The 23,729-nt window shown below is 40.1% G+C and carries 21 protein-coding genes; 11 read left to right on the plus strand and 10 right to left on the minus strand.

All coding sequences use genetic code 11. The annotated features are described in order from the left end of the window. Nucleotides 1-110 precede the first annotated feature (110 nt). Together AC5YCI_RS07225 and AC5YCI_RS07230 are read left to right on the plus strand one after the other, a co-directional pair. Nucleotides 111-446, plus strand: a complete 336-nt coding sequence (locus AC5YCI_RS07225) for a DUF485 domain-containing protein (RefSeq protein WP_496130265.1) — start codon at nt 111-113, stop codon at nt 444-446. Further along, entirely contained in the window at nt 443-2,149 is a 1,707-nt protein-coding gene (locus AC5YCI_RS07230) for a cation acetate symporter (protein WP_496130266.1), read from the plus strand. Before AC5YCI_RS07225 ends, AC5YCI_RS07230 begins: the two co-directional genes overlap by 4 nt. A gap of 42 nt (nt 2,150-2,191) precedes the next feature. Here the strand turns inward: AC5YCI_RS07230 and AC5YCI_RS07235 are convergent, their stop codons facing one another. From AC5YCI_RS07235 to AC5YCI_RS07245, 3 genes are all read right to left on the minus strand, one after another. Next, a complete protein-coding gene (locus AC5YCI_RS07235) occupies nt 2,192-3,097 on the minus strand; it encodes a protein-tyrosine phosphatase family protein (protein WP_496130267.1) in 906 nt (301 codons plus the stop codon). A gap of 110 nt (nt 3,098-3,207) precedes the next feature. Continuing rightward, a complete protein-coding gene (locus AC5YCI_RS07240) occupies nt 3,208-4,056 on the minus strand; it encodes a hypothetical protein (protein ID WP_496130268.1) in 849 nt (282 codons plus the stop codon). After that, nucleotides 4,057-4,572 carry a hypothetical protein gene (locus AC5YCI_RS07245; protein ID WP_496130269.1) on the minus strand — a complete coding sequence of 172 codons (516 nt, stop codon included), beginning with the start codon at nt 4,570-4,572 and terminating at the stop codon, nt 4,057-4,059. Nucleotides 4,573-4,645: 73 nt separating this feature from the next. On the opposite strand from AC5YCI_RS07245, the gene AC5YCI_RS07250 reads away from it, so the two are divergent. Further along, complete coding sequence (locus tag AC5YCI_RS07250; RefSeq protein WP_496130270.1) at nt 4,646-5,323, plus strand: ion channel; 678 nt, start codon at nt 4,646-4,648, stop codon at nt 5,321-5,323. A gap of 147 nt (nt 5,324-5,470) precedes the next feature. Further along, nucleotides 5,471-7,432 carry a glycine betaine transporter gene (locus AC5YCI_RS07255; RefSeq protein ID WP_496130271.1) on the plus strand — a complete coding sequence of 654 codons (1,962 nt, stop codon included), beginning with the start codon at nt 5,471-5,473 and terminating at the stop codon, nt 7,430-7,432. 44 nt (nt 7,433-7,476) lie between these two features. Here the strand turns inward: AC5YCI_RS07255 and omp33-36 are convergent, their stop codons facing one another. Next, nucleotides 7,477-8,367, minus strand: coding sequence for a porin Omp33-36 (omp33-36, locus tag AC5YCI_RS07260; RefSeq protein WP_496130272.1), 891 nt, complete (start codon nt 8,365-8,367; stop codon nt 7,477-7,479). Nucleotides 8,368-9,510: 1,143 nt separating this feature from the next. Here omp33-36 and AC5YCI_RS07265 point away from each other — a divergent pair. From AC5YCI_RS07265 to AC5YCI_RS07275, 3 genes are read left to right on the plus strand one after another with little or no spacing between them, the layout of a single operon-like run. Continuing rightward, entirely contained in the window at nt 9,511-10,959 is a 1,449-nt protein-coding gene (locus AC5YCI_RS07265; RefSeq protein WP_496130273.1) for a GGDEF domain-containing protein, read from the plus strand. Beyond that, on the plus strand, nt 10,940-11,194 hold the full coding sequence (locus AC5YCI_RS07270) for a GGDEF domain-containing protein (protein WP_496130274.1): 255 nt from the start codon (nt 10,940-10,942) through the stop codon (nt 11,192-11,194). Before AC5YCI_RS07265 ends, AC5YCI_RS07270 begins: the two co-directional genes overlap by 20 nt. Next, the gene (locus AC5YCI_RS07275) at nt 11,194-12,939 is read left to right on the plus strand and encodes a P-loop NTPase fold protein (RefSeq protein WP_496175345.1); all 1,746 of its coding nucleotides are present in this window, start codon (nt 11,194-11,196) and stop codon (nt 12,937-12,939) included. Before AC5YCI_RS07270 ends, AC5YCI_RS07275 begins: the two co-directional genes overlap by 1 nt. Nucleotides 12,940-12,967: 28 nt before the next feature. Here AC5YCI_RS07275 and uvrA read toward each other — a convergent pair whose 3' ends face one another. Next, complete coding sequence (gene uvrA, locus AC5YCI_RS07280; protein ID WP_496130276.1) at nt 12,968-15,799, minus strand: excinuclease ABC subunit UvrA; 2,832 nt, start codon at nt 15,797-15,799, stop codon at nt 12,968-12,970. 252 nt (nt 15,800-16,051) lie between these two features. Beyond that, a complete protein-coding gene (gene tenA / locus AC5YCI_RS07285) occupies nt 16,052-16,714 on the minus strand; it encodes a thiaminase II (RefSeq protein ID WP_496130277.1) in 663 nt (220 codons plus the stop codon). Nucleotides 16,715-16,916: 202 nt separating this feature from the next. On the opposite strand from tenA, the gene AC5YCI_RS07290 reads away from it, so the two are divergent. The 4 genes from AC5YCI_RS07290 (at nt 16,917) to ahpC (ending at nt 20,862) form a co-directional block, all read left to right on the plus strand. After that, a complete protein-coding gene (locus AC5YCI_RS07290; protein WP_496130278.1) occupies nt 16,917-18,005 on the plus strand; it encodes a DUF475 domain-containing protein in 1,089 nt (362 codons plus the stop codon). 111 nt (nt 18,006-18,116) lie between these two features. Then, entirely contained in the window at nt 18,117-19,481 is a 1,365-nt protein-coding gene (locus tag AC5YCI_RS07295; RefSeq protein WP_496130279.1) for an MFS transporter, read from the plus strand. Between the two features lie 54 nt (nt 19,482-19,535). Next, on the plus strand, nt 19,536-20,132 hold the full coding sequence (ssb, locus tag AC5YCI_RS07300) for a single-stranded DNA-binding protein (protein ID WP_496130280.1): 597 nt from the start codon (nt 19,536-19,538) through the stop codon (nt 20,130-20,132). Nucleotides 20,133-20,298: 166 nt separating this feature from the next. Further along, the gene (gene ahpC / locus AC5YCI_RS07305) at nt 20,299-20,862 is read left to right on the plus strand and encodes an alkyl hydroperoxide reductase subunit C (protein ID WP_496130281.1); all 564 of its coding nucleotides are present in this window, start codon (nt 20,299-20,301) and stop codon (nt 20,860-20,862) included. Between the two features lie 59 nt (nt 20,863-20,921). Here the strand turns inward: ahpC and AC5YCI_RS07310 are convergent, their stop codons facing one another. The 4 genes from AC5YCI_RS07310 to AC5YCI_RS07325 form a co-directional block, all read right to left on the minus strand. Then, nucleotides 20,922-21,842 carry a LysR substrate-binding domain-containing protein gene (locus AC5YCI_RS07310; protein ID WP_496130282.1) on the minus strand — a complete coding sequence of 307 codons (921 nt, stop codon included), beginning with the start codon at nt 21,840-21,842 and terminating at the stop codon, nt 20,922-20,924. Between the two features lie 75 nt (nt 21,843-21,917). Then, nucleotides 21,918-22,538: an isochorismate family cysteine hydrolase YcaC gene (gene ycaC, locus AC5YCI_RS07315; RefSeq protein WP_496130283.1), complete on the minus strand. Its 621-nt coding sequence runs from the start codon at nt 22,536-22,538 to the stop codon at nt 21,918-21,920. Between the two features lie 216 nt (nt 22,539-22,754). After that, the gene (locus tag AC5YCI_RS07320) at nt 22,755-23,273 is read right to left on the minus strand and encodes an IS630 family transposase (protein WP_496130284.1); all 519 of its coding nucleotides are present in this window, start codon (nt 23,271-23,273) and stop codon (nt 22,755-22,757) included. A 23-nt stretch (nt 23,274-23,296) separates the two neighbouring features. Continuing rightward, on the minus strand, nt 23,297-23,674 hold the full coding sequence (locus AC5YCI_RS07325; protein WP_496130285.1) for an IS630 transposase-related protein: 378 nt from the start codon (nt 23,672-23,674) through the stop codon (nt 23,297-23,299). Nucleotides 23,675-23,729 lie beyond the last annotated feature (55 nt).

Consider the following 23,729-nt stretch of genomic DNA (forward strand, 5'->3'; position numbering starts at 1 on the left):
TTTAACGACCAAAGTCTAAATTACAAGCCCAGCGCAGATTGCTACTTTGGCAGCATAGATAATTCGAATTAAAAAATCGCGCTGAATGGTTTTCGCGCAGGGAGTACAACATGGATCAGGTACAAGTAGAACGTATTCTACAAAATCCAAAATTCAAAGAAATGGTGGCACGAAAAAGTCGCTTGAGCTGGACGCTCACGGCAATCATGCTTTTTGTTTATGTCGGTTTTATGCTCCTTGTGGGCTATAACAAAGAATTCTTATTGCAGTCCTTAAATGGCGGTGTCACGACTATAGGTATTCCCTTGGGTCTTGGCATTATTGTGCTGTCGTTTGTGCTATGCGGCGTGTATTCGTATATCGCCAACAACAAGCTCGATAGTTTAAATGACGACGCGATTCGCGAAGTTGAAGCCATTGCTCAGGAAAAAGGACCGCAGGTATGATTAAAGCTAAAGTTTTTGCTGCAGCAAGCTTGCTGCTGACGTCAGGTCTCGCATTTGCGGGCCCTGATTTGGGTGCCGCCGAGAAGCAACCGACCAACTGGCCTGCAATTATCATGTTTATGATCTTTGTTGGCGCAACCTTATTTATTACCAAATGGGCCGCAAAACAAACCACCAATACCAATGATTTCTATACTGCAGGTGGTGGTATTTCAGGTTTCCAAAATGGCTTAGCGATTGCGGGTGACTACATGTCTGCTGCATCGTTTTTAGGTATTTCAGCGATGGTGTTTATGTCAGGCTTTGATGGCTTGCTGTATTCACTCGGCTTCATGGTTGGCTGGCCAATCGTCCTGTTTTTAGTGGCTGAACGCTTACGTAACTTAGGTAAATTTAACCTTTCTGACGTGGTGTCTTTCCGTTTACAAGAAAAGCCAGTACGTACTTTGGCGGCTTTTAGCTCGCTGGTGGTGGTTGCGTTTTACCTCATTGCACAGATGGTCGGCGCAGGTCAGCTCATCAAACTACTGTTTGGCTTAAACTACAATATTGCAGTAGTGATTGTCGGTCTATTGATGATGGCGTATGTGATGTTTGGCGGCATGCTGGCAACCACATGGGTACAGATCATTAAAGCAGTCATGCTATTGTCTGGTGCAACGTTTATGGCCTTTATGGTAATGAAGGGCGTGGGCTTTAGCTTTACTGGCATGTTTGAACAATCAATCCAAGTGTTCTCTAAAGTACATGATCTTAATTTAGATGATGCAGCAAAAATTATGGGGCCGGGCAGTTTAGCGTCTAACCCAATTGATGCGATTTCTTTAGGCTTGGCGCTGATGTTTGGTACAGCTGGTTTACCACATATCTTAATGCGTTTCTTTACCGTTAAAGATGCCAAAGAAGCACGTAAATCAGTGGTAGTGGCAACAGGCTTTATTGGTTACTTCTACCTACTCACCTTTATTATTGGTTTCGGTGCGATCCTTTACGTATCAAACAACCCACAGTTCCTTGATGTAGCTAAAATGGCTGTTACAGGTAAGTTAGAGTTGGTGGGTGGTAATAACATGGCTGCGGTGCATCTATCTGATGCTGTGGGCGGCGACTTGTTTATGGGCTTTATTTCTGCGGTTGCCTTTGCCACGATTTTGGCGGTGGTTGCAGGTTTAACCCTGTCTGGCGCTTCAGCAATCTCGCATGACTTATATGCCAATGTATTTAAGAAAGGTCAAACCACCCCTGAATCTGAGCTGCGTATGTCAAAAATCGCAACTTTAGGTTTAGCGATCTTTGCCATGATTTTGGGTATTTTGTTTGAAAAACAAAACGTGGCCTTTATGGTGGGCTTGGCTTTCTCTGTAGCAGCATGTGCCAACTTCCCAGTTTTAGTGCTATCCATGTTCTGGAAAGGCTTAACCACACGCGGTGCAGTGGTGGGTGGTTTAGTGGGTCTTCTGCTTGCAGTATTGTTAATTATCTTATCTAAAGCCGTTTGGGTAGATACTTTAGGTATTTCGGATACAGCAGTGAATCCATTTAATGGCCCAGCCATCTTTGCAATGCCATTGGCTTTCCTTTGCTGCTGGTTATTCTCTGTTACCGATAATTCGCCACAAGCACAAGAAGAACGCCGTGCTTTTGATGCGCAGTTTGTACGTTCACAAACAGGTATTGGTATCTCGGGTGCATCTGATCACTAAGAGATGTTAAACCTAAAAAAAAGACCCTATTGGGTCTTTTTTTTATTCAGGTACACGATATTGGCTTGGCTCAATCAAAATATTACGCCAATAGACAGTTAGATTTTGTGCCACAATTTTATTGGGTAAATAGGCAGAATAAAGCGTCTGTTCAGGCTGATTGGTAGCCTTTAAACTAGAATATGTTCTTGAATCTGCGACATCCTGAATTCTCAGCTCACCTGCGTTAGGCAGGGTATTAGGTGCTTTAATTTGCCATGCAGTCGGGGTGCTAAATTTCACATGATAAGGAGTAGAGGCTGTTGTGACTTTGAGCTCACCACTCATAGCATAACGTTGGGTGGTGGCAAATTCATCCTCAGGTAAAGCCCGTTTTAAATCTGTAAAAAGATACTGCGTCCCTTGTGAATCAGCAATACTAAAATCTTGACTGGTGATGTACTGCGCTTCATAGGCATGCGGCTGATGAATTCGACCGTTTAAAGTAAATTTTTGACCATTAAGATCTAATACCAGATCGTAGAAGTCGAGTTCATAGCCATCTTGGTAATACACCACATTATCCACGCTATGAATGCCAAAATATGAAGTCTTGGCAATAGAGCCTGAACGGACAATAAAATCATCGCCGTGGTCATAAGCAATACGGCAAACTGCTGCTTCAGGGTCGACCTCTATACCCTCAACCGCTGGTCCATCTACTGTGGCCGATGCGTAATAAAGTACACTATCAGGACAGCGCTCAGCCAGTTCATCGTAGGTATATAAACCACGGTCTAAAAAGCCCCGATTGAGGCTTTCATTGCTAATCACATTACGCAAAAAGTCAGCGCTGATTCGTTCGGGACCATCCTTAGGTAAGGTTGAAGCATTTTTTTTACTGTCTGAGCCGCAACCTGCCACAAACACAGTACTTAAAGCTAAACTCAGACAAAGGAGCTTCGACATAGTTATTGTCCTTAAATTATTATTGTTTAGCGTATATTGAATAAAATTTAAGCGAAAAATACAAATACAGGCGATTTATTACATAACTATTCGGATGATTTAAAGTTGATTTAGCGCTTAAATTTCTGTTGTAGATCACGGTATAAGGCACTGTCTTGATCAAACCATGTGGCTTTGGCATTCAGTAATAAGCGTGCCACCAAATACGCACCTGTGACTTGTCCAATCACTGGTAAACCCAGCATTAAGCCAATGGCAGCAATTTTACTCACCTTTAAGCCAGAAACTTTGGCTGCCATCCATTTAAACTCTTGCCAACTGATCTCTTGTTGTTGATAGCGTTTAAATAATGCATAAATAGCCAACGATACGCTAACAATAGAAATAGCAGGGAAATAATCCCAAAAATGCTCATCGTTAGGATCTTTGGCAGTGACCCAAAGATCTACTGCATCTTCAACACTTTGCAACAGGAGTTTATCCGCACTGCTATTTTGATCTGGCAGAGACGCTAAAATTTGCTGTCCGGCAATTAAACTTTCTTCAGTGTTTTTTAGCTGCCAATGGCTTTGACCAGCGTGTACACTCACTTCAAACGTTAAGAGAAGGCCATCGCCCCACAGGGTTTGCATACACACTTCAAGCTGTTGAGTTTGATGTTTTAAATAGGCGACAAAGATGTAATCTTGCTCATGCTGTAATTTTAAAACATGGATGACAGCAAGCTGTGCTTTAATTTTTGCTACCACGTTGACAATCTGCGCTGCATCAATATGGCTTAAAAATTCCTGAATTTCAGGCAGATCAGCAGATTTTAATTGCGGCTCACTTAAGCGCAATGCCAACAGTACCGTATGAATTTTTTCATTTAAGCGCTGTTGCTGTAAGACGCTGACCAAGCATTGTGTGATGCTTAAGCGATTTATTTGTGTGTCTAAATAACAATATGGTTTTGGCACTTAGTCATCCTTTTGCTGTTGTTGTGCTTGGCCTTGTTGTTTACCTTGCTGAAAGGCTTCTTGCCAAATGGCTTTAATTTGCGCTTCACTGACACTTTCATGACGCGCTTTAGCTGCAAAATATCGATCCGCGACTTTCATAATGGCATAAGTTAAGGCATAGACCAGCGGAATAGACAGTAAGCCACCAAAGCCAAAAGTCACCGTTTTCCATACCCCAAGTGCCAATTGCTGCGCCAGCATGCCCAAACCTACCAAGCCAATCATTTCTTTAACCCAATCTAAAGCTTCATTTTCAGTGAGCGGTACGCCATGAATAGCCGCAATACGACTGGCAAAATAACCCTGTAATGGGGTCAACACTAAAATGTCGGCAAAGGGTAAGGGCTGAATCGAGACACCCGCACACGTCGCACAGGCGATATGTGTAATATTAGAAATTTTCTTCTCTTTTGATAAATCATCCCGTAATTCAATCTGTGTGATTTCTTGGCGTAGTTTAGCTGTGATTTTCATACAATTTTTGCTCATCGGCAGATGAGCTTCATGCTAAGTTAAGATTGCATAAAAAGACAACAGTGAACATCACATGCAAGCATTTGTGGATTTCTGGCGCACCTTTCGCCGTTTACCGTCAGCATGGCTTTTGGCTTTACAGTGCTTGATGTTGCTGTTGGCCCTGTTTAGTAATTATAGCCAGTCCTATCGTGCTTTAACGTGGTTACTTGGGGTATTAGTGTTATTGGTGATTGCTAAAGTCATCCGTCAGACCCCCGTATTTACCATTTTAGGGCTGACCTTTGTCGGGGTGGCAGTGTTATTTTCATTTTTAATTTTGCTGGGTTCATCTTCAGGTTTAATACAAATTATTGCTCATATATTTGAAGCATTTGCCTATTTTAGTGCTGCTTATGGGCTATTACGTTATATGTTTGAAGATCGTTATTTAACCTTAGATGAGTTATTTGCCGCAGCGGCAGTATTTACCTTATTGGCATGGGGCTTTGCCTTTTTATATAGTGCTTGCCAGTTGCTGATTCCAAATAGTTTTAGTCATTCAAGCGCGGCAGAACTGCAGAACTGGTTAGATTTACTGTTTTTAAGTTTTAGCTTGCAGTCTGCTACAGGCTTGTCGGACGTTATGCCCATCAGTCCTTTGGCACGGGTATTGGCCATGCTACAAATGTTTTGTGGTGTCATGTATTTGGCGGTCATCGTGTCGCGTTTAATTGCCTTACAATATATCCGTCATCTGCCAAAATCTTAAAGCTTACAGTAACCTTACTGTTTTTTTATGTAGTTTATCTTAGTCTTATTTAGAGTTTATTTTTTAATCTTGAACTCCGCTCTTGTTCTTTAGAACGCTATTTTTGATCGTTTGATCTGTCTTTATACAATAATATTTGGAGGAGTTATGCCCTCAAAAAATACATCTTGGTCGAGTAATATCAAGCCAAATGTTTTTTTCAGTACGGTTGCCATCATCGTTAGTTTTTTAGCAATCGTTATTCTTGCCCCAAATGCGTTTGAGTTAGTCACGCAACGTTTAAACCAATGGATTACTCATTCCTTTAGCTGGTTTTATGTATTAAGTGTTGCGATTTTTCTGATCTTACTGATTTATATTGCTGCCTCTAATATGGGCAAAATCAAATTAGGTCCTGACCATAGCCAACCTGAATATAGCAATGCCTCTTGGTTTGCCATGCTATTTACTGCAGGGATGGGGATTGGCTTAATGTTCTTTGGCGTCGCAGAGCCTGTGATGCATCATATCTCGCCACCCATTGGCGAAGGGCAAACAGTTGCCGCTGCTCAACAGGCCATGCGAGTGACGTTCTTCCATTGGGGCTTACATGCTTGGGCAATTTACGCCATTGTCGCTTTGGCATTGGCTTATTTTGCTTATCGACATAATTTACCTTTAAAAATCCGTTCTGCCTTGTATCCCTTAATTGGCAATAAAATTTACGGACCGATTGGCGATAGTGTCGATACCTTTGCCACAATTGGTACCGTATTTGGGGTTGCCACCACTTTAGGTTTTGGTGTTACACAAATTAATTCAGGTCTCAATTATTTATTTGGCTTACCCCAGTCCAACACGATGCAAGTGCTGTTAATTGTCGTGGTCAGTGCTATGGCAGCCACATCAGTCTGTCTAGGTCTAGATAAGGGAGTAAAACGTTTAGCTGAACTGAATTTGTTACTTGCCATTATTTTATTGCTATTTGTATTTTTGAGTGGACCAAGTATTTACTTGCTACAAACAACGATTCAAAACATTGGACAGTACAGCTCTAATTTATTTGCCATGACCTTTAATCTATATGCTTATCAATCGGATGATTGGATTGGGGGCTGGACCATTATGTATTGGGCTTGGTGGATTTCATGGTCACCTTTCGTGGGGATGTTTATTGCCCGCGTGTCGAAAGGACGTCAAATTCGTGAATTTATTGTAGGGGTAATGCTGATTCCTACTGGATTTACCCTGATTTGGATGGGCTTTATGGGGAATGCGGCTTTATATAGCATTTTGCATGACGGCAATAATGCTTTAATGGCAGCTGTACAGCGTGATTCGTCTATGGCTTTGTTTGAATTTTTACAACATTTACCATTTAGCCAAGGCATGAGTATCTTAGCGACCTTACTGATTATGCTGTTTTTTGTGACCTCGGCAGATTCGGGTGCCTTAGTGACAGACTACTTAACGGCTAAATCTGAAAACTCTCCAACATGGCAACGCCTATTTTGGATTGTGATCATGGCGACTTTAGCCATTAGCTTACTTTTAGTGGGCGGCTTAAGTGCTTTGCAATCAGCGACCATTATGAGTGCATTACCCTTTACTTTGATTATGCTGTTGATCTGTTGGGGCTTATTAAAGGCATTACGTTTAGATGCGATAAAAATGCAGGCCTTAGCAGCAGCACGAATTACGCCACGTGCTATTCAAAATCCACGCAGTTGGCAACAACGTTTAGGTTTGATTATGCATTATCCACATAGTCAGCCAGAAGTTGAAGCTTATATTCAACGCCAAGTGTTACGTGCCTTTAAACATATACAGGCAGAGTTTCATCGTCGTGGTTTACAGGTCAAAATTGTGCATGTAGAACATGGTTTACAATTGCGTGTGAATCATCAAAATGAGATGAATTTTGTCTATCAAGTGGTGGCTCGTGAAACACTGCCCCCAAGTTTTATGCCACAAGATCAGCAAAGTAGTTACTACCAAGCGGAAGTCTTTCTACGTGAGGGTGGACAAAACTATGATGTGATGGAATGGACGGAAGAAGACTTATTACAAGATATTATTGATCAATATGAACGTCATTTGCATTTTTTAAACTTGGTTCGCCAAGAATAAAAAAAGGACGCTTAGCGTCCTTTTTTAGATTCAGTTTCTAAATATTAGAAACGGAATTTAGCATTTAAGCCAACAGTTTCTGTATCAAGACGAGAGTTGTCTTCTGCATTTGCTTTCACAAATGATGCGCCTACTGCAACAGCTGGAGTGATGAAGTAGTTTACGTTCGCACCTAAAGCTGAGTCGGGAGAAGTAGCAAAGCTAGACTCGTAGTAAGACACGCCTAAACCTAATTTAGGTGTTACATAAAGCGTAGAACCTAAGTTAAATGCAGTGTCGTCGCCATAAACTAAGCCAGATTCAAATGCAACTGACATATTAGTACCGTCAATACCACCTACGTATTTAGTACGTGCAGTGATTGCATCTTGGTCTTCACCTAAAGTTTCAGCTTCGCCGTAACCTGCAACAACACCGTTGTTGGCTACTTTGAATGCGTCATAAGCAGTTTGGTTAGCAGCACTTGTATAACCTACCGCAACTAAGAAGTTAGGTAATGCTAAAGCACCAAGTTCTAATGCATAACGGTCGCCATTGTCTTCTAAACCAGCAGCTTTAGTAAGTTGGTTTTTCGCATCAGCGATTGTTGCGCTGTAAGATGCGCTTGCATATACAGGAACAACTGAAGTTGGGATGTAAGCTTCACCTTTAGCACCAAAGTTGTGTGCTACAAGGTCGATACCGTCGTTGCCTAATTCAGCATAGTTGTATGCAACTGCAACGTTAGAAGCATGGTTTAAGAATGCAGCTTCAGCTAAAGGACCTTTAGTCGCATCCACATTTTTAAAGTAGTAAGTACCTTGAACACCACCAACAAAATCTTTGTCATTTACTGTAGCGTCTACGTATTCAGCTTGGCCTTGTACTTCGAATTGGTAAGCTTGAGCACCGGTTACGGCTAAAAGTAGAGCAGTGGCTAAACCGAGTTTTTTCATAAGAGATACCAGCGATATTTAAAAATGTATTAAATTTACACTAGTAATTGTATTGTAACATTTTATTAAGTCAATGAAGTAAAAGAAGATTGTATTTTGGTTATTTGCTCTAAAATATGCTATAGAGCGAAAAATAAGCAAATAGAAAAATAGCAGTCAACGCGGAAAAAACTTTTCAGAACAAAAGAATAAGTAAATTTTGTGACAAGAAAAGTCAAAAAATATGAAAAATAGTGTGAAAAATATCCAAGATAAAATCGATAAAAATCAGTAAATTTATCGTTAAAAACTTTTATAGTGTTGTATTCGTGTAACTCAATTCATGTGATATTGAAATTAAAACTTAAAAATTCTCTATATAAGTAGCTGTGAATGGCTAGAAAATCTCGAGCTAAAATTTTTTTCAGATATTATGTGATATATACCACATTTTAAAGAGAAAAAACGTTTAAAAAAAATACATATCGTTAGAGCAGGCTTTACTTCGTCTATATTTTATTTCATAATTTTCTACACAAAGTTGACTAGTTTAGTCGGCTTTTGTTGGTTTTCGATTTTCTATGAATCATTCAAATCGTAAGCTCTAAAACCTTGTGATTCTCCACGATATTGATATCGTTTTTATCCGCCCAGCTTTCCCCAAGGCTGGGCTTTTTTTTAGCTAAAATTTGTAATTTATCTAATCAATTTTCTATATTTATTGCACTAAATTGGTGCAATTTTAGGATGAGATAGATTTTCATTGGCATAAAAAAAACCCACTTTTCAAAGAAAAGTGGGTTTTTTAGCCAAAATCTGCGGGAAAATTAAAAAATCTGCTGAGGAATATTTTAATCTGCCCTAATGCGGTGCATTATGCACTTGTTTGTGGCATGTGTAAATATTTTCTTAAGATAAATATTGAAAAAAGACTAAATTTTTCAGCACTTTTTTTGCATTAATAAGGGTATCTAATTTTAAGTTTTTAATTTTTATATAATTTTTAATTCAGGCTTTTCATTATGTTTTTTTGATTGTTACAAGCGAAGATCATAAAATAACTTGGTCATTTGTACTTAGGCATTGGGATGCTTTTGCTTTGAAGTCATGCCATGAATAGATAACGTTTTATAAATTTTACTGGGCTTTAGGGCGTATAGATTGATGTATAAGCTACGTTCTGAGCGTATTCGCACGCATTTGCAGATTTCAATTATTGTTATTTTTGTCTGTTTAATTATTTTGGCAGTGCCCTTAATTTCTAAAACCTATCAGCAATATCAAAAAGATCAACATAACTTATTAGAAATTCAGGCATTAATCGCAATGTCGGATTTGTCTGAGATGATGTTAGCTGAAAGAATGCCTATGAATTTGCTGAATCATAGTCCTGCCCATCAGCGTGCGTTTTATTTGAATCAGCTACAGCAGCATCGTAAGCAGGTGAATCATAAACTGCTAAAAACTGCAGATATGTTACAACAAGCAGGTCTTTACGATATTGCATTGCAATTGCGTGAGCAGATTGTGCCTGAATTGGCACAGGCCAGACAATCCATTGACCATTATATGCAGCAGCCCTATGCACAGCGCCAACCACAACAGCTAAACCATGAGATTCAGAAAATTTTTCAGGCATGGGGTAAAGTTCATCTCCTGTTAAAAAAAACTCTAACTGAATCTAAAAGTTATGGGATGGAAAGTAGCCATCACTATACCATGTTGCTGATCTCGAGTTTGCAAGAACATGCCAGCCGAATTGCTTCTTACATTAAAGCCCCGGTAAGCTTTGGTCAGCCCATTCAAGAACAACAAAAACACAGCACACTGCAGACTTATCATCATGCGCTTTATTTATGGGGTTTGATTGGTAATATTCAGCCCTTTAATGAACGTAATCCTAAATTTATAGAGTTACAACAACGAGTTAAGCATGATTTTTTAGATGCAAGTGACAAAATGCTGCAAACTTTATTGGCGCAAAGTGCAGCAAAACAGCCCTATAGTTATACGCCCAAACAAATTACAGCCATAGCAGTAGACAGCTTTAGCGTAGTGCTCGATTTGCAACGTTATGTGTTAAACCAACGTTTAGATATGATTCAGCAACAACAGCAACAGACCCAACACGCCTTTTGGGTTACGTGTTTGGTGGTGGGTATTTGTTTACTGGCAGTTTTATTTACGGTCTTATACGCACGGCATCGAGTATTTTTACCGTTAATTTTGGCGCGTCATATGTTGCTAGAGCTCATGGATAATGAATCTAAGCGTGATTTAAATCATTCGCCAACCTTGATTGAGGCCATTGAAAAGATGAAGGAAACCCTTAAGCAGCGCGATGCCTTAGCCTTTCAATTAAAAAATTTAGCCAATACCGATGCTTTAACTGGTGTATCCAATCGAGTCGCTTTAGAAGAATATTTAAATTTAAAAGCTTACCAAGAGCAGGCTTTTGCTCAGACTGCCTTAATTGTTTTAGATATTGATAATTTTAAGCAGGTGAATGACCAGTATGGACATTTGCTAGGGGATGATGTGATTCGGCATATTGCCGAGCAACTTAAAGCCAATGTACGCAGTAGTGATTTAAGTGGTGCGTTATGGTGGTGATGAGTTTTTAGTCATTTTAGAAAACTGTACTTCTGGTGCGGCTTTATACATTGCCGATCAGATACGCTGTGCGATTAGTCATACCCCAGTAAATGTTGAAGGGCACTCGAGTTTATATGTGTCGGTGAGTGCTGGTGTGGCTGTAGGTGCAGATTCTTGGAAAGCTTTATTAGATAAAGCCGATCAAAGTTTATTAAGGGTTAAAGCGAGTGGGAAAAATGGGGTGGAGGGATAATGGATAAAAAAGCACAACGCTTAGAAGAAATTTTTAAGAAAAATAACAATGCAGGGATAGCAATAGCTATTACAGGAAGTTGGGGAATTGGAAAGTCTTTCTTTTGGAATAAATTCATAGAATCTAGAGTAAAAGAAGAAAAAAATACAAGGGATTCTTATCACTATAGATTAGCCAGTTTAAGTGACCATAAGGCGATTTTTAATAAGAAATATGCTTATGTTTCTCTATTTGGTGTTGAAAGTTTGGGTGATTTAAAAACCCAAATTTATACGCAGTTAAGTGGACATCATTTCTCAACGAAAGATCAGCCTAAATTTGAAGTACCGCGTTGGATGAAAGCTATTGCTTCGGGTTTAAAGGACGAAAAATTTTCACAGTGGGGCTTTTCGGCATCCATGCGATTTTTTGATGCTATGTTATTTACCCAAATCAAAGATGCAATTATTTGCTTTGATGACTTTGAAAGGATGTCGAATAAATTAGACATTAAAGATGTTATGGGTTTGGCAAATCAGTTGAAGTTAGAAAAGAATTGCCAAGTTTTTTTAATTTTAGATGAAAATAAAACAGAAGGTGAAAGTAAGAATAAATATGCTGAATATAAGGAAAAGTTAATAGATGAAGTCATAAAAATTACTTCTGTTGAGCCTTTAATTCGAGCTAAAGCAAAAGAAGTAAATATAGACGATGAATTGATTGATTTAATGATGAAATTTGCTGATGAGTTAGAAATTCATAATTTTCGGTTTTTTCAAAAAGTCATTAAATTATATAAAAAATTTAGGGAAGAGTTGCCTGATGAAGTTGCTTTCTCAACTAAAAAAATTATTTTAATTAGAGTTTTACAGGGATATTTAATTGAAGATTTTGGATCATTTCTACATATCAAATGGGAAGATTTTAATCTGTCTCATAGTATTGCTCGCAGAGTAAAAGAAGATAAAGATAAAAATAATATATTTAATAGACTAGAAAAAATTAATTTTAGCTTAGGCAACGCTAGTGATGAATGGGCATTAGAATTTCAAAAAGAATTTCAGCAAGAGGGGCAGACTGATTTTGATTTACTAAGTAAGCTAGCTAAATCACATTTAATCTCTAATGAAAACAATGCTGTAAAAGATGAATTTCATAACTTAATACAAAGTTTTTGGGGGTTACAAGCGGATGAAGATTTTGCGGAAAACCTTTATAAAAGCACCCAAAAGGTTATTGGCTTAGAAAATTTAAGCAACATTAGTTTTGCAATCAATTTAATAGAGCTAACCCAACCAAACAAAGAAATTAAAGAATTGGAAATACTGACTATAGATTGGATTAAAGAAAAAATAATTGCTGATAAGAGAGCATTTTATGGTGCAGAAAATTGGGGGGAGATTAGAGAAATTTTTAAAAATTCTATAGAAAATTTTCAAGAGAATTCAGTTTGTTTACCCAATTTAATAGATGCAATCTTTAAAAGATATATTCAAGGTGCTTTTAGTCCAGAGGATGAGTTAACCTTAGAAACAGCAAGTAAAGCTCACTGGAAAGAGTTGCTTTTTAATGAGATACCTCAAGACGAAAGGTTTTATAATGTGAATAGCAGTTATGTAGTAAAAAAAATCTTAACTGACTCTAGCAGCTTAGAATTTAAAAACTCATTTAGGAAAATAGTTATAGAGATATATGAGGAAAAAGGAAAAGAATCAGAGTTTTATAAAAACTATATGAATTATTTAATTTCACGACTAGACAATTAAAGACGGGCTCTTACGAGCCCTTTCTAAATCACTTTAACATCGGTTTTAAGAAACGACCAGTATGTGAAAGCTCAACATTTACAATCTCTTCAGGTGTCCCTTTAGCAATAATCATACCGCCACCTGAACCACCCTCAGGACCTAAGTCTACAATCCAATCTGCAGTTTTAATCACATCCAAATTATGCTCAATCACCACAATGGTATTACCCTTGTTACGCAGTTGATGCAAAATATCTAGCAACTTGGCAATATCATGGAAATGCAAACCTGTGGTTGGCTCATCTAACACATACAAAGTTTTACCTGTATCACGCTTAGCTAATTCACGCGCAAGTTTTACACGCTGTGCTTCACCACCTGATAAGGTGGTTGCCGATTGACCCAAACGGATATAACCCAAACCGACTTGATGTAAGGTTTCTAAACGACGATGAATCACCGGAATCGCATCAAAGAAATGCATTGCATCTTCTACGGTCATTTCTAAGACATCGGCAATGTTTTTGCCTTTGTAGCCCACTTCCAAGGTTTCGCGGTTATAGCGTTTGGCATGACAAGCATCACACGGCACATACATATCCGGTAAGAAATGCATTGCCACTTTAATCATGCCGTCACCTTCACAGGCTTCACAGCGACCGCCTTTGACGTTAAATGAGAAACGCCCTGCGGTATAACCACGCGCTTTGGCTTCTTGCGTTTGTGCAAACAATTCACGAATTGGGGTAAACAAACCTGTGTAAGTTGCAGGATTGGAACGTGGGGTACGGCCAATTGGGCTTTGGTCAATATCAACCACTTTATCTAAGAACTGCAAACCGTCAATCGAATCGAATTTCTCAGCGGTTAAGGTGGTGGCACCGTTTAATTGCGTGGCTGCTAAAGGCAATAAAGTCCGATTAATTAAAGTTGATTTACCTGAACCTGAAACACCTGTGACACAGGTCATGATGCCAAGGGGAATGGTGAGATCGACATTTTTTAGGTTATGACCTGCCGCACCCATGAGCTTAATCTGCTCATCAGGCTTAGGGGGGTGAATACGTGTTTTAGGCACTTCAATCTTCAGTTTGCCTGATAGATACTGACCCGTTAATGAATCAGGATTTGCCAAAATTTCATCATAGGTCCCTTCAGCAATCACATGACCGCCATGCACACCTGCACCCGGGCCAATATCAATAATATGATCGGCAGCGCGAATGGCATCTTCATCATGCTCTACCACAAGTACCGTATTACCCAAATCTCGTAAACGTACCAAGGTTTCTAATAAACGGTCGTTATCACGTTGATGTAAACCAATTGATGGTTCATCCAACACGTACATAACACCCATTAATCCTGCGCCAATTTGCGAAGCCAAACGAATCCGCTGTGCTTCACCGCCCGATAAGGTTTCGGCAGAACGCGATAGACTTAAATAATTTAAACCGACTGAAACTAAGAAATGCAGACGGTCTCGAATCTCTTTAAAGATTTTGTCGGCAATTTCACCTTTAGCGCCTTGCAGCTCTAAGCCTTGATAATATTGCTCAGCATCACCAATCGACATTTTGGTAATTTGGGCAATGGTCTTGTCCAAAATTTTGACATGCCGCGAAATTTCATTTAAACGTGAACCATCACAGGCATCACAAGCAGCATTGGATAAATACTGGGATAAATCGTCACGCACATAATTGCTTTCAGTTTCGCGGTAACGGCGCTCTAAATGCGGCAAAATTCCTTCAAAGGGCATGATCCGATTATGACGACGACCACGTTCATCAATATAACTTAAGTCAATTTTGTCGCGACCTGTGCCGTATAAGAATTTCTTTTGCGTGTCTTTATCCAATTCATTCCATGGCGTTTCCATAGAAAAACCATAATGATCCGCGACTTTTTGCAGCATGCTGTAATAATACGGACGTTGACGATCCCAACCACGAATCGTACCTTGGCTAATCGACAGTTCTGGATTATGAATCAGTTTATCTGCGCTAAAATGATTACGTGTTCCTAAGCCATCACAAACAGGGCAGGCACCAAAGGGATTGTTAAATGAGAATAAACGTGGCTCAAGTTCTGCAACTGCACGGTCACATTCAGGGCAAGAGTGTTTCGCTGAAAACACACGATCTGGATGTTCGCCTTTCATCCACGATAAAATCGCAATATCGCCACCTAAACGTAGTGCGGTTTCAAAACTTTCCGCAATACGGTTGCCTAAGTCGTCACGCACTTTAAAACGATCCACCACCACTTCAATGCTGTGTTTTTTCTTTTTGTCTAATTCAGGGATTGGATCTAAATCGACAATTTCACCATCGACACGGGCACGCACAAAACCCTGACCTTGTAACTGCTCAAATAAATTTGAATATTCACCTTTACGTTCACGTACTACAGGCGCAAGTAGCATTAAGGCAGTGCCTTCCTCTAAACCTTTGACCACATCGACCATTTCTGACACAGTTTGCGCCACCATCGGCAAATCATGTTCAGGGCAGTATGGCGTACCAACACGGGCATATAGCAAACGCAGATAGTCGTAAATTTCTGTGATTGTTCCTACGGTTGAACGCGGGTTATGACTGGTCGACTTCTGCTCAATGGCAATCGCTGGACTTAAACCTTCAATCGAGTCGACTTCAGGTTTTTCCATTTGCGATAAAAATTGGCGCGCATAAGCAGACAGTGATTCTACATAGCGACGTTGACCTTCGGCATATAAGGTATCAAAAGCAAGGGATGATTTACCTGAACCCGAAAGCCCCGTAATCACCACAAACTTATCGCGTGGAATATCAAGGTTCACATTTTTTAAATTATGGGTACGTGCACCTCGAATACGGATGTGACTTTGGCTCATGCAATGATCCTAAACATTAATCTTAAGAGCTTTATATGATAGCGCATGAAAAATGTTCAAGTGGACTTTGACTACATTTGTACGTCAAATTATGTCGGATCGTTTTGTTTGTGGGCAAAATGCTTGGCGTGATGCCTGAGATCAGAGCAAAAGCACCATGACCTAAAGGCACTTATTGGGTCAATCAAAAAGCCTGAGGATAGATCATCAGGCTGGGTATGCTTGATTGAAGTGATTTTAATGTTAGTCGTCTTATAGCGGCCAAGTGCGCTCATGGTAAGCACTGTCCCAAAATAGCCATTCTAATTCTGCACCGCGGCGATACGCTGCATGCATTTTAGCTAAGGTGTCAGCATCACAACGTGCCGCAACACGGTCAATGGTGGCCACCACTTCGCGTACTGCACTATGGAATTCTTCGCCAGCATAGGTATCAATCCAAGCTTGATACGGATTATTGGGTACCGATTGCGCCACAATATCGCGGCCGACTTCGGCATAAATCCAAAAACACGGCAACAGTGATGCTAACACTACAGGATAACTTTCTGACCATGCTGTCGCGGTTAAAAAGCTGGTGTAATGATGACAAGCTAAAGACAAGGGCGTGTTTTCAAATTCAGCTTGGCTGATTTGAAATTGACCTAAAAAGCTATTGTGCATTTCACGTTCAAACACAATTGCCAGTTTGGCGGCTTCGGCAAATTGAATCACATCTTGCGTATCAAAGGCTTTAGCGGCACACACTGCCAATGCACGGCCGTAGGCCACTAAATAATGTGCGTCTTGAATAATATAATGTTGAAAAGCAGTTTTGCTTAAGTTGCCTTGGCTTAAATGTTGATTAAATGGATGCGCTAAAATTTTTTGATAAATGTCGGCATGTTGTTGCCAAAGTTGGGCTGAAAAAAGCATTTTCTATTCTCATATGAAAAAACGCCTCGACTATAACAATTAAAACAACAGCGCCATAGGGCAAAAAATGCCGTGCTTTGAGCAATAAAAGCAGTCGGTATTTTGGCCTTTAGGAGTACAATAGCGCCAAATTATAAAATCCTGACCACCTGTTGTTGGTCACCATTTTATTGCAAATCTCTAATTTTAAGGTCAAATCGTTATGTGGAAACATTTTGGTTTCTCGATCATGTTTACGGTCGTGTGTCTTGCCTTATCTGCCTACTGGGGCTATACCCATGGGCCAGAAGCTGGCGTAAAAACAATGCTAACAGCACTCACCGTAACGGCCATTTTAGCCGTAATGGAAGTGTCACTATCCTTTGATAACGCCGTGGTCAATGCCTCGGTATTACGTGGTTGGGATCATTTTTGGAAAATGCTATTCCTGACTGTGGGCATTGTAATTGCCGTGTTTGGTATGCGTCTGATTTTCCCTGTGGTGATTGTGGCGGTCACGGCTGACATGGGCGCGATGGAAGTGGTCAATTTAGCCCTCAATGATCCAAAGAGCTATTCAGAAAAACTAATGGCCCATCATGCTGAAATTGCTGCCTTTGGTGGTTCTTTCTTATTACTAGTATTTTTAAATTTCTTCTTAGATGAAGAAAAAGATACCCATTGGTTCCGATTTTTAGAGCGTCGTTTGGCACATTTGGCGAGCGTGCCTGCAATGTCGGTATTTGTGGCTTTAATTGCCTTATTGGTGATGGCGGCGAATATTGCCGAAGAAACCCGTTTAGCGGTGGTGATGGCAGGGATTTGGGGCATTGTGGTCTATATTGGCGTACAAGTGCTGAGTCATTTATTGGGTGGTGAACCTGAAATTGACGAAAATGGTAATGCGATTGGCCATGACTCAAATGGCGCCTCAACAGGGGTAGTTAAAGCCGGTTTAGGTGGTTTCCTGTACTTAGAAGTATTAGATGCCTCATTTAGTTTTGACGGAGTGATTGGTGCTTTTGCGATTACTTCTGATGTTGTCATCATTATGCTCGGTCTTGCTATTGGTGCCATGTTTGTGCGTTCTATGACGATTTATTTGGTGGATAAAGGTACTTTAGATGCATATATCTACCTAGAACATGGCGCACATTATGCCATTGGTGCATTGGCATTTATTATGATTGCCAGCGGCACAGGTTTGCATGTCCCTGAAGTGGTAACAGGTTTGATTGGTGTGGCATTTATTGTTTGGGCGGTGATTGCCTCCATTCAATATCGTAAACAGCAAGAAAAGCTTAATTCCTAAAACCGATATTCACTATGGCGCATTTCAATGCGCCTTTTTTATGCCTGAAATAGCAGCTTGATGCTGAATGATGTAGCATATCGCTGACCTTGACATAAAATCCCAAACCCTATGATGAATGCCTTAGAACGACGCGCAACTTTTGCTTTAAGCAGTATTTTTGCTTTACGCATGTTGGGCTTATTCATGATTATTCCGGTGTTTTCAGTGGCAGGGCAGCAATATGCACATGCCACACCGATGCTGATTGGTTTAGCAGTTGGGGTCTATGGCCTGACTCAAGCCTTATTACAAATACCGTTTAGCCTGATTGCGGATCGTTATAGTCGTAAGCCTCTGGTGGTATTGGGGTTACTCATGTTTGCCTTGGGTGGTGCGGTCGCAGCCATGTCAGAGAGTATTTATGGGGTGATTATTGGTCGTGCCATTGCCGGTGGTGGGGCAGTCTCTGCGGTGGTGATGGCATTACTTGCTGATGTCACCCGTGAAGAGCAGCGCTCTAAAGCCATGGCCATGATGGGGATGAGTATTGGCTTATCTTTTGTGGTGGCATTTAGCTTGGGGCCGTGGCTGACCAGTTTGGTTGGCATTTCAGGTTTGTTTTGGGTCACCACCATCATGGGCTTAGCCGCAATTGTAATGCTAGCCTTAGTGCCTAAAGTGATCCGTCATCATAAAAATTTCCAACAAGGTTATCTGGCACAATTACAGCAAGTGCTAAAAATGGGTGATCTAAATCGTTTGCATGTTTCAGTGTTTAGCTTACATTTACTGCTGACAGCCATGTTTATTTATATGCCATCGCAGTTAATTAGCATGGCTGATTTACCGCTGTCGAGTCACGGATTAGTCTACTTGCCACTGTTGGTTTTAAGCCTGTTTTTTGCCTTTCCAAGCATTATTTTGGCAGAGAAATATCGCAAAATGCGCGGGATTTTTTTAACTGCCATTGGCGGCATTATTTTAGGGTTATTGGTACTGATTTTTGGTTTTGAATCAAAATATATCTTGCTGTTGGGCTTAGCTTTATTCTTTATTGCTTTTAATGTGATGGAAGCTTTATTGCCATCTTGGTTATCTAAATCTGCACCGATTCAGTCTAAAGCAACAGCGATGGGGGTGAATGCCTCGAGCCAATTCTTGGGTGCATTTTTTGGTGGTTTATTGGGTGGCCAGCTGTTGTTACTTAATAACACGGCCTTAGGTTGGAGCATTTTAAGTGCTATTGCTATACTGTGGTTGCTGATCAGCTTTGGTTTAAAACAACCGCGTTATTTATCCTCTATGGTATTTCGTTTGCCTGAGCAGCATAATACTCAAGATTGGACGGCAGAATTATTGGCCATTCGTGGTATTGAAGAAGTGTTAATCATGCCAGAGCAAAACGTGGCCTATGTTAAGGTTGAAAAACAACTGCTTGATGAGGCAGCGCGACAACAATTAACGCACTTGTTAGGGAAAGATATAGCCATTTAGGCTGAAGTCTTATAAAGTAAAACAAGCAAAAAATAGTGTTTAGGTATAGAACTCATGCGTGGTGTAAATAAAGTTATTTTAGTGGGTACGTTGGGTAAAGATCCGGAAACTAAACAGTTTCCAAATGGTGGTTCCATTACTCAATTTTCGATTGCAACCAGCGAAGCTTGGGTAGATAAAGCCAGCGGTGAACGTAAAGAACAAACCGAATGGCACCGTATTGTGCTCAATAACCGTTTAGGTGAAATTGCGCAGCAATATCTACGTAAAGGCTCTAAAGTGTACATCGAAGGTTCATTACGTACACGTAAGTGGACAGATCAAAATGGTCAAGAGCGTTACAGCACAGAAATCCGTGGCGACCAAATGCAAATGTTAGATTCACGCGGTCAAAGTGATGGCGCACAAGAAGGCGGTTTTGCTCAGCCACGTTTTAACAACAATCAAGGCAACCCAGGCGGTTATAACAACAACCAAGGTGGTTATAGCAATGCCAATCAAGGCGGCTATAACAATAATAACCAAGGTGGTTTTAATAACAACCAAGCAGGTTATGGTAACAATAATCCAGGTGCTTTTGCGCCACAAGCTGCACCTAAAGCGCCGGCTGCACAGCCACCAGCGGATATGGATGATGACTTACCGTTCTAAGGGCAGTCTTTTTAAAAAGCTCATCTTTGGATGAGCTTTTTTACAAACTTATAATCTAATAATTCGATCAATTTTATAAAAACAAACTGTTTTACCTATTTTTGAATTCGACGTATTCTAGCTTCACAGATAAGCAATCTCCGAAATTCAACCAAAGGAACATCTCATGAGCTTGATCAATACTGAAGTTAAACCGTTTAACGCGACAGCTTACCAAAACGGTCAATTCATCGAAGTGTCTGAAGCAGACATGAAAGGTAAATGGTCAGTTGTGTTCTTCTATCCAGCTGATTTTACGTTTGTATGTCCAACTGAGCTTGGCGACCTTGCAGACAATTATGCAGAGTTCCAAAAGTTAGGCGTGGAAATTTACGGTGTATCAACTGATACACATTTCACTCACAAGGCTTGGCACGATACCTCTGATGTGATTGGTAAAATCCAATACCCATTAATCGGCGATCCAACTTGGACTTTATCTAAAAACTTCGAAGTATTAATTGAATCTGCTGGTCTTGCTGACCGTGGTACTTTCGTTATCGATCCAGAAGGTAAAATCCAAATCGTTGAAATCAATGCAGGTGGGATTGGTCGTGATGCGCAAGAACTGCTTCGTAAAGTAAAAGCGGCGCAATATGTACATGCGCACCCAGGCGAAGTTTGCCCAGCAAAATGGAAAGAAGGCGAAGCAACTCTTGCACCTTCAATTGACTTAGTCGGTAAAATCTAAGTTCTTATTGAGTGTAGAAATAAAAAGCCAAAACCCAAAGCCTCGTGCTTTGGGTTTTTTTATGCCTGATAGCCCGGCGCCTGCTTGAGATGGCGTAAACCATCAATTAAAAATTCAATCAGTAAACGCATACTTAAGCGTTGGCCTTTACGTGAGGCATAGACCAATTGTACGGTACCTAAATTAGAACACCATTCGGGGAGGAGGTGAACTAAGCGGCCGGCTATAATATCTTGCTCAACTGTCAAATAAGGTAAATCTGCAATGCCTAAAGCATCGAGTGTGGCGTAGTAAACACCAGCTAAATCATTACTTTTAATTCTAGGCTCAAGCGGAACCACAAAGCTTTCTTGACCGTTAATATGTTGCATATACCAGCTATAGTGCTGTTGTTGGGTACCTAGGACAATACTTGGAAAATGCTGCAAATCGGCAAAATTTTGAATGCTGTGGCCTTGTAATAAATTGGGACTGGCTACCAAGCAATGCTGGGTTTTAATCACATCGCGCACAATTAAATTAGAGTTTTCAGTGGCATGAAAATTAGTTCGAATTGCCAAATCAATATCATCATGAATAAGATCAACACGGCGACTCGTAAGTTCTAATTCAACTTGTACTTTTGGATACTGTTTTAAAAAAGCATTGAGTAGATGACGAATCTGAAATTGCATCATCATATTTGGGCAGCTGATTTTAATCAGCCCTTCAGGTTCGCTACGTTGTTTGAGTAACACATCATCGGCATATTGCATTTGCGCCACGATTTTCGCGCATTCTTCATAAAACTCTTGACCTAAAGGAGTTACTTTAAAATGTCGAGTCGAACGTTGAATTAAACTAATTTGATGGCGTTCTTCTAAAGCCAAAATGCGTCGGCTAAGCTTGGATTTGGTAATTAAACTGGCTTCGCTTGCGGCACTAAAGCCACCATGCTTGACCACCAAATAAAAATAATAATAGTCGTCTAAGGTCTGCATGTTGCACATTACCTCATCATCATAAGAAAGGCTCAAATGCTAAAACACATTTGAGCCTTAGAGAGAGAATTTAACTTATTTTTTATTAAATTCATAACCGTGGATGAGGTTACGGTAGTCAGGAATATGTTGTGATAACAAGTTACCTAAGCCTTCCACATCATTACGCCAATCACGATGTAGCTCACACGCTAAACCAAACCAAGTAATCAATTGCGCGCCTGCTTGGCTCATACGGTTCCATGCTGAATCACGGGTTAAATGATTAAAAGTACCTGAAGCATCAGTGACTACAAATACATCATAGTCTTCAGCTAAGGCTGAAAGCGTTGGGAAAGCCACACATACTTCGGTAACTACACCGGCAATAATAATTTGTTTTTTGCCTGTCGCTTTGACTGCATCGACAAAATCTTGGTTATCCCATGCGTTAATTTGACCAGGACGGGCAATAAACGGTGCATCTGGGAACATTTCTTTGAGTTCTGGAACTAAGGGACCATTTGGACCTTGTTCGAAGCTGGTGGTTAAAATGGTCGGTAAATTAAAGTATTGAGCTGCTGCTGCCAGTGCCAATACGTTATTTTTAAATTTATCAGGGTCAATATCACGTACTAAAGACAATAGACCTGTTTGATGGTCAACCAAAAGTACAACCGCATTATCTTTATCTAAACGCACATAAGGTTTAGCCATGAGAAGTTCCTCGTTGTTATCAGCAGCACTTCGCTGCACTTGTTATGACTTTAGGGGTTAAAGTGAAAAAGCAGAAGAGACAAAAATGTGATAGTTATTTTCAAAATTAGGATAATTAAAAACCTGATCCAGTATAGTCATTTATTAGACCTCTTGCGAAAGTAAAAATCACCTCCATATAAATTTCATGAGATATAGCTAAATATAAAACATAAGCTACATCATCCTAAACGCAATATCCAAAGCTTCCGGAAGTGTTTTATTATTCTGAGCAACCATATGTCTGACTTTACTTTTTAAGACAGACCATGCTTTCTCAATAGGATTTAGATCAGGACTATATGCAGGCAGATAAACAATTCTTGTTTGATATCGTGCTGCCAAGTCATCAATTACGGGACCTTTATGAATCGATGCATTGTCTAAGATCAGCAAATATTTTTGAGTCTGCTCATCCTTTTGTTTTAAATCCTTCAACAAATATTCCAACCAACAGACAAAAACATTCCGATCACACGAGCCTTGAAATACTAAAGGTTGAATAAAATTGAATGGTGTATTCGATCTGACGGCACTGATCATACTGATTCTCGTGCCATGTCCACCTGACTTTAAAGCATGACAGCGCTGACCTCTTGGAGACCAACCATATTGTGCGGTTTCATGGGTGTTGATGCCTGATTCATCGATATAAAGAATGTGATCTTCACCATATTGCTGCTTCCACTGAGGCAAACACCACTCAAATACAGCACGGCTTAACTTGCAGGCTTGTTTGTAAAGAAAACTCTTTTTTTACGCGTCCAACCCATCTTATTCAGGGCTTTTAAAATGACATGATAGCCAACGCTATAACCGAATTGCTGTTCAAACAAGGGAATAAGATCTTTGGCTTGGGTAAATGGGGTTGTTTTTACAAATGCTTCAAAGGCTTGCAGGTCCAGAATCTTTGAGGGGCGTCCTACATTTGGAGATTTAGGTTGTTTGAGCTGACCGGTCTGCTGTTCGATCAGGATCCAATCATCGAGCGTGGTTCTGGCAATATTAAATATTTCGCACGTCTTCGATTTATGCTTTGACTCTTTATAAAACTGCATGGCTTTTTCGCGTAGATCGACAGAATATGTTTTTGGCATGATCTTAAAGATTAGAGTTTTTTCTATTGTAGCTCATCTTAAGTTTTTAGCTATA

Source organism: Acinetobacter sp. CY17, from assembly GCF_059515825.1.